General features: G+C 51.8%; 9 protein-coding genes and 1 other annotated feature. Of the genes, 1 reads left to right on the top strand and 8 read right to left on the bottom strand.

Annotation, left to right across the window (positions count from 1 at the left end; all coding sequences use genetic code 11):
• Positions 1–34 precede the first annotated feature (34 nt).
• The 5 genes from OHJ21_RS00910 to OHJ21_RS00890 form a co-directional block, all read right to left on the bottom strand.
• Positions 35–1,303, bottom strand: a complete 1,269-nt coding sequence (locus tag OHJ21_RS00910; protein WP_486019178.1) for a zf-HC2 domain-containing protein — start codon at positions 1,301–1,303, stop codon at positions 35–37.
• A complete protein-coding gene (locus OHJ21_RS00905; RefSeq protein WP_036644490.1) occupies positions 1,300–1,848 on the bottom strand; it encodes an RNA polymerase sigma factor in 549 nt (182 codons plus the stop codon). Before OHJ21_RS00905 ends, OHJ21_RS00910 begins: the two co-directional genes overlap by 4 nt.
• Before the next feature lie 183 nt (positions 1,849–2,031).
• Complete coding sequence (locus OHJ21_RS00900; RefSeq protein WP_486019177.1) at positions 2,032–4,734, bottom strand: ComEC/Rec2 family competence protein; 2,703 nt, start codon at positions 4,732–4,734, stop codon at positions 2,032–2,034.
• Between the two features lie 140 nt (positions 4,735–4,874).
• Entirely contained in the window at positions 4,875–5,393 is a 519-nt protein-coding gene (locus OHJ21_RS00895; protein WP_100535884.1) for a deoxycytidylate deaminase, read from the bottom strand.
• 48 nt (positions 5,394–5,441) lie between these two features.
• The gene (locus tag OHJ21_RS00890; protein WP_486019176.1) at positions 5,442–6,110 is read right to left on the bottom strand and encodes a ComEA family DNA-binding protein; all 669 of its coding nucleotides are present in this window, start codon (positions 6,108–6,110) and stop codon (positions 5,442–5,444) included.
• A 171-nt stretch (positions 6,111–6,281) separates the two neighbouring features.
• Here OHJ21_RS00890 and comER point away from each other — a divergent pair, with 171 nt between their 5' ends.
• Positions 6,282–7,124: a late competence protein ComER gene (comER, locus tag OHJ21_RS00885; protein ID WP_486019175.1), complete on the top strand. Its 843-nt coding sequence runs from the start codon at positions 6,282–6,284 to the stop codon at positions 7,122–7,124.
• Here comER and leuS read toward each other — a convergent pair.
• The 3 genes from leuS to OHJ21_RS00870 all read right to left on the bottom strand — a co-directional run bounded on the left by leuS (position 7,105) and on the right by OHJ21_RS00870 (position 11,968).
• On the bottom strand, positions 7,105–9,546 hold the full coding sequence (leuS, locus tag OHJ21_RS00880) for a leucine--tRNA ligase (protein ID WP_100535881.1): 2,442 nt from the start codon (positions 9,544–9,546) through the stop codon (positions 7,105–7,107). The two genes, comER and leuS, sit on opposite strands and share 20 nt — an antisense overlap.
• Positions 9,547–9,634: 88 nt before the next feature.
• Positions 9,635–9,895: a binding site (T-box leader), on the bottom strand.
• Positions 9,896–9,935: 40 nt separating this feature from the next.
• Positions 9,936–10,817: an AraC family transcriptional regulator gene (locus OHJ21_RS00875; RefSeq protein WP_100535880.1), complete on the bottom strand. Its 882-nt coding sequence runs from the start codon at positions 10,815–10,817 to the stop codon at positions 9,936–9,938.
• Between the two features lie 77 nt (positions 10,818–10,894).
• Complete coding sequence (locus tag OHJ21_RS00870; protein ID WP_100535879.1) at positions 10,895–11,968, bottom strand: Gfo/Idh/MocA family protein; 1,074 nt, start codon at positions 11,966–11,968, stop codon at positions 10,895–10,897.
• Between the last annotated feature and the right edge of the window lies 1 nt (position 11,969).

Genomic DNA, 11,969 nt, shown 5'->3' with positions numbered 1-11,969 from the left:
TTGGTGCACCGATTGTATATATCTCTGAACATTTCTATGGTTTAGGCTGCTTCTGCCCCGTAGACGCCGGTGGCTTAGACTTCTCAACGGAATAGACGGATTCAACCAATTCGTTATGGGTCTGCACCTTGTACTTAAACGTTAAGCCGTCCTCCGACCATTGACCGGATACCCAGCTTCCGCCGAGCGGAATCGTCTCAACCGTTTCAACCGCCTCAGGCGAAGTTTGGCTTCCCGATGGCAGACGATAGATAATCAGATGATCGGCTTCAAGCGAAGCTCGGTAGAGACCGTCCGGGGACGACCACTGTTCCGGTACCATCGCCAGTCCTTGGTACGATCCGGTTGACCTGTCGGATGATTCCGTGCTTCCCGTGCCTGCATCGCCGGAAGGATCGCTAATTGGAGGCACCATCTCTGACGAGGTATCTGCCGATTCCGTAGGCGAAGTCTGGGCATCCATGGTCTCAGAGCCCTGCTCCGGTTCACTGGCGGGAGGGTCAGACGGACTTGTGGTATTGTTTTTTGGCACCTCATTGTTGCTCGTTGCAGGTTGGTCTGACACTTGAGGTTCCCCATCATCTTTCTTTTGGACCGAAGTATCGGGTGCTGTGACATCTTTTTTGGTGCCATTAGCCGCATCCGATGGCTCCTGTGTTGCCTTCGTATCATCCGGGGCAGTGTCGGCATTAGCTTCCGATGACGATTCCGATGGCGAACTCCGCAGACTTGCGGAAGAATCGTTTCCCTCATTCGATTCGCCACCCGTCTCCGTACCGCCTTCGGCGGCAAACGGCTGAGCCATTTCCTGACTCTGCGTCGCAGCCGATTCGTCATTCGCCCCGGCACTGGTCGTGCTAGCCTCTTCGTATGGAATCTCCGCATCGGATAACATCTTCGGTTCATGATTAAAGATCGCTACGCCGAAAATAAGTACAGCCGCGGCGGCCCCGATAGCAGTTCTCCCGCCAATCGTGCTCCACCAGCTGCCCGCACGTCGCGGACGCCGCATTTCCGGCATCATTTCGGCTGGCTCCTGGCTTTTCACGACTGGAGGTTCAACAAGGTTCTGGCGATCACGGTCGATGGCATCCAGTCTAGGCATAATAGCGTCTACCAGACTGACAGGCGGGGTTACGGCCGGAAGATCCTCAAGCTCTCTGTTCAATGATTTCAATATATTAAAGGTCTCCGCACACATGGGGCACACGGCAATATGCTGGTACATTTGGGCCGTCTCCTCCGAAGTGAGATCCCGGTCCAAATACCGGTGCATACGTTCCACCACCTCTTGGCAATTCATCCTGATACACCACCTTTCTGATGCTCTTGGAGCATATTCTGCAGCTGCTGCCTGGCCCTGAACAAATAGGATTTCACCGTATTGAGCGGGAGGTTCAGACAATCAGCAATTTCGTTGTAGGATAGATCCTGCAAATACCTTAAGACAATGACCGTGCGATGATGATCCGGCAGTTGATTAATGGCTTCCTGAATATCCTGGGCCAAATATCCCGACATCACTTCCCGTTCTACATCGAGATTATCCCGAAACACCAGATCATGTTCATCGATGGAAACCGTCGGCTTGGTCCTGCGGAATTTATCAATGCATATGTTGGTGACAATCCGTTGGACCCAAGTTTTGAACTGAGCCTTCTCCTCGTAGGAGTTAATCTTCGTATATACACGTATAAGTGCTTCCTGGGCTGCATCCATGGCATCCTGTTCATTGTTTAAAATATAATAAGCAGTTCGGTAAACATGTTGCTCAATTTCTCGCAATAGGGTGATTAGAGCGTCGCGATCGCCCGATTGAGCGGCTCTTATGAGTCCCTGCTCCACCACAGTGGATCCCCCTCTCCCTGCATACATACAGACGGATAGAATAAAAAAAATGTTGCAGTATGTAACCTATTATTTTTTTAGAAACTTCATCTAACTATACCAAATATAAAGATGATAGTCACCGCTGCATTTTCCTATAAAAGATCATACTACGAATCGATGTCCCAAGGACAGCGGCTGCCTTTACGGAAGCTTCGTACGCGTCTCAATTTGTCCCTCCTTGATCCTCATCTGTATTTCACCTTGAAGGTTTGTCTGATAGATGAGCGTCGAGGAACGTTCCAACCGGCCTACCACATCCGGATGAGGGTGGCCGTACATATTGTTGACGCCAGCGGAAATAACCGATGCCTTCGGCTTCCATGCATTCAACCATAGCGCGGATGTCGAGGTTTTGCTTCCGTGATGGGCAACCTTCATGACATCGATCCGGTCATCGGCAGCAGCACCCCGTGAAACTAAATCATCTTGTGGAGATCGTTCCTCCAGGTGCAGCAATATTTTATGTTCGGCGGCTTGGTCCGTGTCACCTGTAAATAAGAAACGACTGCCGTTCATCTGAAGGACAAATACTAGTGAAGCATGATTCTGCTCCTTAATCAACGGTAATGGTTTTATCGTTTCTCCACTTTCCGGGAAAACAGGTGCTAAAAATTGTATTTCCGTATGACTGTCAAGCTTCCATACTTCCCGATCAACTCCTGCTTCGTAAATGGGAATGCCCTGCTGAACGGCCGTTAACATCAGTTTTCTGAAGGTGGCGGATTCGGTCAAGGTCCCATTGAACACAACCGATTTTACGGGGATTTCCTGCAAAACCGCCTGCAGACCGCCTATATGATCCTGGTCTCCATGGGTCATGATGACAGCCTCAAGCTGGTGCACGCCCCGTTTTTTCAACAACGGAACCACCACCTTCGCTCCCACCTCGTATGGAGCCTTTCTTTCCTTCCAGGCATCCTTTTCCTTCCGAAAATTCACCGTTCCACCACCGTCAATGAGTACGTGCTTGCCTTCAGGTGTTGTTACCAATATCGCATCCCCTTGTCCCACATCCAGGAATTGCACGAGTCCCGCTCCGTGCATAGATGGAGATTGATAGCCGCCGTACAGCAGAAAAACCAAAGCTCCGGACAGCAGCACGATTGCAGTTCTCGCTGCGTAGCGTTCGATATAATCACTGGCGCGAAGAAACCCTCTCCATCGCAACGCACCGGCCCATTGATCCACAAGCGGAAACATGCCGGTTGCCCCAGACAAGCTTCTTTTATTATCCAAGGGTACGTGTCCAGCCAATGGAACGGTATCATCCGACCCGCTCCGCTCTTCTTGGCGACTTCCGGATCTCTTCTTCAGAATGGACAGCAATGAATACAGAACAACAAAATAACACAGAATCCAGGCTAACGACGGGGATGGCCACAATGTCATAAAAGCGGATGAACCATTCATCCATTCAACGATTCGGAACGTTATTTGGTTTAGCCATTCCACTACAGCCGCCAACCAGCTAGCTCCTCCCATCCATACCCACCCCATCAGCAAAGACACCATTCCTAACGGAAGAACCACAAGGCTAATAACCGGAACCAGGATCAAATTGGCAAAGACCGATATCAGCGACACTTGGTTGAAATAATAAATGGTAAGGGGAAAGGAGATCAACTGCGCTACGACCGTGATTCCGACGGTTCCCGCAAGCCAGCGGGGCAAGAATGTCAGCAGCAGCATCAGCTTCGGTACGAATATCATCAAGCCCGCAGTCACGATGAATGACAACTGAAAGCTGACGTTTACAAGAAAATACGGGTTCCACAGCAGCATAGCGAGCGCGGCAACACTAAGAATATGCAGTCCATCCTTCAAAAGTCGCCGCCGTGCGGCATACAAACCGATCATCCCCATGATGCCGGCACGGACGATAGAAGGACTCGCCCCGGTAAGCAGGACATATACGGGAATCAGCCACATGACCACAGTCAGCGAGGTCTCCCTCGTCATTCGAAGGGTTGTGCATACGAATAAGAGGCATCCCACAACCACAGCCACATGCATGCCCGATATCGCAAGAATATGAGTCAATCCCAAACGCGAGAACTCCATAAACGTATCGGGATCCAGATCATCCTGATTGCCAATGACAAGTCCCTTCATATAACCTGCATGGATTCCGTCGTACAATTGATCCAGCTTGCCCCCGAGCTTCTCGCGAACGGCATCAGTCCATCGTAGAATATGACCTAAATTCCAGCTTTCAGGCGGGGTAACCTGCGCTTGTTCAGAGCCTTTCACTTTGATCATCCAATGAATGTTCTGGGTTCGCAAATATTGAAGATAATCAAATCCGTCAAAATTGCGGGCTTCTCCAGGTTTTTGCAACTCTCCCGTCAGCTCGATGCGGTCCCCGCGCTGCCAACGGTTAACGATCTCCAGCTCCTTTTTGTCCAGAAGTTTTACTTGAACCCTCACGATATCATCCGTCTTCAGCATGGAGCCGTTATCCGGATTCGCTTGCTTTTGCGACGCTGGAGGCTCGGCTAGCGTGAGAGCAGCTTGATGCAGTGAAACATTGAAATCCGCACGGTCACCATCCGCTTCTATAGGGGATGTGATTACACCGAACGCAGTAACAGGAACGGTATCCGTCGATGTCTCCCCGGAGAGGACCTGCTCGAAATCACTTACATTCACCGCGTCATGCCATTCCCAGTAAGTACCCGACACGCACAAGGAGAACAGCATGCAGAGTGAAAAAAGACGCCCCGCCCCCGCCCAATGACATACAGCAAGCAGTATGAGAATCAGCCCGGCAGCAATCACGGCCAGCCTCCATCCATCGTACAGGCATGCGGCACCACTGCCGATTACCCAAAACACGGTAAACACAAGTAACGGCCTTCGCTTCATGATCTGAACAAATCCCTTCATCATTAAATGAAAAAGAACCTTTGCCTGCATATCGCAGTCAAAGGTCCTTCCTCTGTGATTTTCTATTCATTTTTTTCCGTAACCCTTATATTCATGAATCATTCCGCTACCGTCATCAAGGTTTCGCGCGGCGGCTCATACGCTTCAAGCTGCCGGAACAAAATCCCCTTCTGTTCCATCATGCGGGACACCTTGCCCGAATCCTTCGGATAAGGACGGTGGAACACAACCTCGACAATGCCGCTGTTGGCAAGCATATTCGCACAGGTCCAGCAGGGCTCATCCGTCACGTACACCGTACTGCCTTCCCTATCGATCCGGTCCGTGAATAGCAGCAGATTCTGCTCGGCATGAATAGTCCGGATGCAGCGCTGTTTCTTCACCATGCTCTCCTTACCGTCCTGTACAACCAATTCATAGTCCTCAGCGATCATACAACCCGCTTCCGAGCAATCAGGCACTCCCATCGGCGCACCGTTATAAGCCGTTCCGAGCAGTTTCTTCCCCTGCACCAGCACCGCACCGACATGACGCCGCGGGCATTGAGAGCGGGTAGAAACCATAAAGGCAATATCCATGAAATAAGTATCCCAATCTTTACGTTGATCTGCACTCATCATCTGTCACCTGTTCCTTATCAATATCCCCTTTATTGTAGCACATAGCTAAAGTCCGACGTAAGGCTTCATCTTCTCCAGCATTTTGGGCCCGATGCCTTTTACGTTCATCAAGTCAGCCTGACTTCGAAATGGACCGAACTGATTCCGGTAATCGATAATGGCCTTGGCCTTCGCTTCGCCAATGCCAGGCAGCTCCATAAGCGCTGCAGCATCCGCCGTGTTGACATTAATCAACCCGGATGAATCCGGAGCTGCTGGTGGCTGCGCTGTACGGTTAACAGGGGCTTGTTGCTGTAACTGCTGACCGACATCTTCAGCCTGAGGCGGAACCGAAGACGAAGCAGATTGGGCAGAAGCTGAAGAAGGAGCCGTATGATCTGCTCTACTGCTCCCTGCCGCACCTTGGTCGTGGTTTGGCATGGGGTCCTTCACGTTACTTGCAGGTTCGATTTGCCCAGCCTGAGCGGTCTCTGCAGCATTCTTCGAATCTGTTCCGGCTTCAGCAGAGGCTTCAGCCTGTTCCACATCCTTATGCCGGGAATCAGCCCCGGACGTCTTCACACCCGCATTGTCTTCGATGGCAACCACCTGCTCCAGCTGATCGTTTAGCGGCTGCCAGCCCTCGATCCCCCGATCCGTACCGCCGGCAAACAAGATAAACCCACAGCCGGCAATCGTCGCGGCTAGACTCCAACCTAAAGATATCCGTTTCATCTATGACCCCTCCTTAACATTAAAGTTCATCTGGTACAAACCCATGAATATTCTTCGGTTTCCCCACCGAAATCGCATGAAAAACCGTCATGAATCGGCATCTTCCCCGCATACATTAAACGTAAGGACGGTACATTTCTGCCGTAAAGCGCGAAAGGAGGGAACATACACATGAAGGTCGGTTTTATCGGTACGGGCAGCATGGGTAGTCTGTTGATCGATGCCTTCATTCAATCGGGCGCACTCCTGCCTGAGCAGATTCGGGTCAGCAACCGAAGCCCTGAAAAGCCGCTGCAGCTGGCAACACGCCATCCCGGTCTGACGGTATGCAGCTGTAACACGGAGACGGCTTCTCAGAGCGACCTGCTATTCCTATGTATCAAGCCGCTCGAATTCAAATCGGTCATCAGCGAAATCAAAGACCGGCTTGAAGCCCGGCAAATCGCGATATCCATCACGAGTCCGGTCCAATTGATCCATCTGGAATCATCGCTGCCCTGCAAGGTGGCGAAAATCATACCGAGCATCACCAACTTAACTGGAGGCGGAGCATCGTTATGCATGTATGGTTCCCGAATAAAAGAAGAAGACAGGCAGCTTATAGAAAGCCTCCTGTCTTATATCAGCAGGCCGCTCGAGATACTGGAATCGCACACGCGAATCACTTCCGATTTCTCCAGCTGCGGGCCTGCTTTTTTAAGTTTATTCATGGAAAAATGGATTGACGCTGCCGTTGAAATGACCGGAATCGACCGCAGGACCCTGAATGCATTAGCCGGTGAAATGCTGCTTGGCACCGGCAAGCTGCTAACGGAGGAGGGCTTCTCCCCCGAACAGCTGCAAGAGCGGGTGGCGGTTCCCGGAGGCATCACGGCCCAGGCTTTGGCACTGCTGGATTCAAACCTGGACGGATTGTTCTACCAATTGATCAAAACCACACACGACAAGTATGAGGAGGATTTGGCCAAACTGGATGCTGCCTTCGGTTTTACGATTAACCGGCCACGATATTGACCAGTTTACCCGGTACGGCAATGACTTTGCGAATACTCTTTCCTTCCAGCGCCTGCTTGACATTTGGAAGGGAGAGGCTATGTTGTTGCATGGCTTCTTGGTCCATGTCTTTCGAGATTTTGGCACGTTCTACGATTTTGCCGTTAACTTGAACGACAATCTCAACTTCGGCCTCTACAGTCCAAGCCTCGTCGTACTCCGGCCATGGCACGTAGGTTACGCTCTCCGTGTAGCCTAAACGGCTCCACAGCTCTTCAGCCAGGTGAGGGGCCAGCGGGGAAAGCAGCTGAACAAAGTTCTCCATCGCTTTGCGCGGAAGCTCTTCCGTCTTGTATCCCTCGTTGATGAATACCATCAGCTGGCTGATCGCTGTGTTAAAGCGCATATGCTCAAAGTCTTCCGTTACTTTCTTAATCGTTTTGTGCAGCGTACGTTTGAATTCGTCCGTACCCTCGCCTTCCACGATTTTAGGGTTCAATTGACCGTCGTCCCCGATGAACAGACGCCATACCCGGGAGAGGAAACGATGTGTTCCTTCAACGCCGTTGGTGTTCCATGGTTTGGTCGCTTCCAGCGGCCCCATGAACATCTCGTACACGCGCAGCGTGTCGGCACCGTATTCGTTCACAATATCATCCGGATTGATGACATTGCCGCGGGACTTACTCATTTTCTCATTATTGTTGCCCAGGATCATACCCTGATTGACCAGCTTCTGGAAAGGCTCCTTCGTATCGACAACGCCCAGGTCATACAATACTTTGTGCCAGAAGCGCGCATACAGCAAATGAAGCACCGCATGCTCCACACCACCGATGTAGAGGTCAACCGGCAGCCATTCCTTCTGCTTCTCCTTAGAGCACAATTCATCATTATTACGGGGATCGATGTAACGCAGGTAGTACCAGCAGCTGCCAGCCCATTGCGGCATCGTATTGGTCTCGCGGCGGGCTTTCATGCCGGTTTCGGGATCTACCGTTTCCACCCACTCCGTAACGTTAGCCAGCGGCGATTCGCCGGTACCGGAAGGTTTAATCTGATCCACATCCGGCAGCAGTAATGGAAGCTGATCCTCAGGCACGGTCTTCATCGTTCCGTCTTCCAAATGCAGAATCGGAATCGGCTCACCCCAGTAGCGTTGACGGCTGAACAGCCAGTCGCGCAGACGGTAAGTTACCTTCTTTTTGCCCTTGCCCTCTTTTTCCAGCCATTCATTCATCGCCTGGATAGCCGCTTCATTGTCCAACCCGTTCAAGAAGCCGGAATTCACATGCGCGCCACTGCCGCTGTATGCTTCCTCCTCGACATTTCCACCCTGAACGACTTCAATAATCGGAAGACCGAATTGCTTCGCGAACTCCCAGTCGCGGCTGTCATGACCCGGAACCGCCATGATGGCCCCCGTTCCGTAGCCGGCAAGCACATAATCCGCGATCCAGATCGGCACCTTAGCGCCGTTTACCGGATTGATGGCGTATGCACCCGTAAATACACCGGTTTTATCCTTGGCCAAATCCGTCCGCTCCAAGTCGCTTTTACGGGCTGCTTGATCTTGATAAGCCTTGACGGCTTCACGCTGATCGGCTGGCGTAATTTTATCGACGAGGTCATGCTCCGGCGCCAGGACGCAGTAGGTTGCCCCGAACAGCGTATCCGGACGGGTTGTGAACACCTCCAGATGACCATCGTAACCTTCGATGTCAAAACAGACCTCAGCGCCTGTGGATTTGCCGATCCAGTTGCGCTGCATATCCTTCAGGCTTTCGCTCCAGTCCAGTTCATCCAGATCCTCAAGCAGACGATCCGCATATTCGGTAATACGCAGAATCCATTGGCGCATCGGTTTACGTACGACCGGATGGCCTCCGCGTTCGCTCTTGCCGTCGATGACCTCTTCGTTCGCAAGCACGGTACCGAGCGCTTCGCACCAGTTCACCGGCACTTCAGCCACATAGGCAAGACCGCGCTTATAGAGCTGGATAAAGATCCACTGGGTCCATTTATAATATTCCGGATCGGTTGTGCTGATCTCACGGTCCCAATCATACGAGAAGCCGAGAGATTTGATCTGGCGGCGGAACGTATCAATATTCTGCACGGTAAACTCGCGAGGATGTTTGCCTGTATCCATTGCATACTGCTCCGCTGGCAGACCGAAAGCATCCCATCCCATAGGATGAAGCACGTTGTATCCGCGCATCCGCTTGTAACGGGACACGATGTCAGTCGCTGTATACCCCTCCGGATGTCCTACATGCAAGCCTGCGCCTGATGGGTACGGAAACATATCCAGTGCGTAAAATTTCGGTTTGGATGATGAATCTTCCGTTTTAAAGGTTTTGTTCTCATCCCAGTATTGCTGCCATTTCGGTTCGATGGCCTGCGGCTGGTAGCCGTGGCCGGTTGGTTGATTGTCCGTCATACTTCATTGCTCCTCCTTCACAGTCGAGAGACAAGGCCTATGCCATTGCCCAAAAAACAAAAAAACCTCATCATCCATAGCGCTGATCGCTAGGGACGAGAGGTTTGATTCCCGTGGTACCACCCTAGTTAGCCAAAGGCATGCTTTGCCTTTCACTCCCTTTGCATCCTTATCGCGGATGAGACGACGGTGCTTCAGCGGCCGAATCTGCCGGAATACAGCCCTCCAGCGGCCGGGTTAACACCATTGCTCCGAGGCGAGTTCATCCCTATCGTCAACCGGTTTTCACCAGACACCGGCTCTCTGCATGATCGAAAGTGGAACGATTGATCCTCATCATCGCGTTCATATTACCGTTTTAATGTGGCTATTATACCCAAAAAGTCCGATCAAGTCAACGGAAGCTCTTCACCGTTTCTGCGATAATATTCCGGCGTCGTCCCGACCATGGCCTTGAACATCCGGCTGAAATGAGCCAAATGCTTGAAACCTGATGCCTGGCTGATTTCCGTGATGCTGAGATGCGGGTGGAGCCTGAGCAAAATTTTAGCTTGGTTAATCCGCCGGTGATACAAATATTTAAACACCGTCGTTCCGGTAACCTCCTTAAACAAGGAGGATAAATAGTGTTTCGTAATATGCATATCGCGGGCGATTCGCTCCAGCGTCAGATCATGCATGTAGTTTTCCTCGACAAACGATACGACATGCTGGACATGCCGCTCTTTCTCGGAGATGGAGTCCTGATCCTGCACAGCGTCCTGGCACCAGTCCGCGATGACGTACATCATCTCCTGAATACGCAAGGTCATCCGCTCCTGGCGAAAACCGGTCGTGGATGCCGAGAGACGATGTATATCGGCCAGCATCCCTTCGAATTCGTCACGGTTTGCCCCTGTCAGTGTCATGCGATGATTACGCAGCGTTTCGAAGGGGTCCAGCAATATCGATCTGGCCGTCTCCGAAAGCCCCTTGCAAATCCAGGCAGGATCGAAATGCAGAATGCTTCTGACGTATCTGGAATCAGGCTCTACATTCGGACAATGGAGCGTGAGCCCGTTCATCAGGAGCAGATCCCCCGGCTTCAGGGCAAAAATGGAATCACCGATCAAATAAGTGCAGCGTCCTTCGTGAAAGTAATAAATCTCATAAAAAGCATGCGAATGAAACTGCCCGCCCGACAACGGCCGTTCATTGTAATAGATCAGATCAAACGGCGCTTGCAGCTGCATGCGATCAAATCCCGGCATCATATGGGAAGATGAGGTCATCTAGAGAATCGCCCCTTTAGCGATTTTGGAGTTATATAACCCTCAACGTAACGGGGTTTTCTCTATTATATATGATTTTATGGAATGCGCACGGCTTCATTTTGGGCAATCACGCACAACTCTCCGGCTTTGAAGGCGTGCTCCTGGGACATGGCATGTTCCGTACGTTCCAGACAATCGAGGATAAGCTCTCCGAAGAATGGGTAGCCTACCTTGCCTCGAAGCTCCATATGAAACTCTCCCTCGCCATTAACCAGGTACAGATGATCGCCCTGCGGATTCCTTGCGATATCGATGTATTTGCGAAGCTCAATGTATCCTTCTGTGCCCAGAATAAAGGTTCTTCCGTCGCCCCAGGTGCCAAGGCCTCCAGGTGTCAGCCAGTCGACACGGAAATAATTCGTGGCCCCGTTGTCCCCCACTAGCGTTGCATCTCCGAAATCCTCCAGCTCCGGGTACTCCGGATTCGCATAATTGCCCACCTTGCTGCTGAGCACCTTGGCATCGCGGCAGCCCGCATAAAACAAAAACTGTTCAATCTGGTGGGAGCCGATATCACACAGAATGCCGCCGTACTGTTGATGACGGAAAAACCAGTCCGGACGGGAGGGCGCATTTAATCGGTGCGGTCCTGTTCCCATCACCTGCACCACTCGCCCGATTGCCCCGTCCTGGATCAGACTTCCTGCATGGACGGCACTCTCCACATGCAGCCGTTCACTGTAATAGACCATGTACTTCTTACCTGTCTCCTCGGCTTTCGCGCGAGCTGCGTTCACCTGCTCCAGCGTGGTGAAAGGCGTTTTATCCGTAAAATAATCCTTGCCATGCGACATGACCTTCAGGCCAAGCTCGCATCTTTCCGAAGGAATGGCGGCAGCCGCTACCAGATGAACCTCCGCATCCTGAAGCACTTGTGCCTCGGACGAAGCGACCGTTACACTCGGATAAGCCTTGCAAAAAGCCGCAACCTTCGCGGGGTCTGAGTCATACACCCACTTCAACGTCGCCCCGGCCTCGATTAATCCGTTACACATGCCGTATATATGGCCATGCTCCAGCGACATGGCGGCAAACATAAACTCTCCGGGCTTGCACACCGGCTGGGCTTTGCCCACCGGCGCATAGAGCATTCCATTACTGCGGTCCATA

Source organism: Virgibacillus sp. LDC1 (genome assembly GCF_025792345.1).
Lineage (GTDB): Bacteria > Bacillota > Bacilli > Paenibacillales > Paenibacillaceae > Paenibacillus_AQ > Paenibacillus_AQ lautus.
This window is presented reverse-complemented; position numbering and strand designations above follow the sequence as displayed.

Excerpts from the sequence above, each read along its gene's own strand:
- OHJ21_RS00910 (WP_486019178.1), bottom strand. The coding sequence starts at position 1,303 with ATGAATTGCCAAGAGGTGGTGGAACGTATGCACCGGTATTTGGACCGG.
- comER (WP_486019175.1), top strand. The coding sequence starts at position 6,282 with ATGAAGGTCGGTTTTATCGGTACGGGCAGCATGGGTAGTCTGTTGATC.
- leuS (WP_100535881.1), bottom strand. The coding sequence starts at position 9,546 with ATGACGGACAATCAACCAACCGGCCACGGCTACCAGCCGCAGGCCATC.
- OHJ21_RS00870 (WP_100535879.1), bottom strand. The coding sequence starts at position 11,968 with ATGGACCGCAGTAATGGAATGCTCTATGCGCCGGTGGGCAAAGCCCAG.
- OHJ21_RS00890 (WP_486019176.1), bottom strand. The coding sequence starts at position 6,110 with ATGAAACGGATATCTTTAGGTTGGAGTCTAGCCGCGACGATTGCCGGC.
- OHJ21_RS00895 (WP_100535884.1), bottom strand. The coding sequence starts at position 5,393 with ATGAGTGCAGATCAACGTAAAGATTGGGATACTTATTTCATGGATATT.
- OHJ21_RS00875 (WP_100535880.1), bottom strand. The coding sequence starts at position 10,817 with ATGACCTCATCTTCCCATATGATGCCGGGATTTGATCGCATGCAGCTG.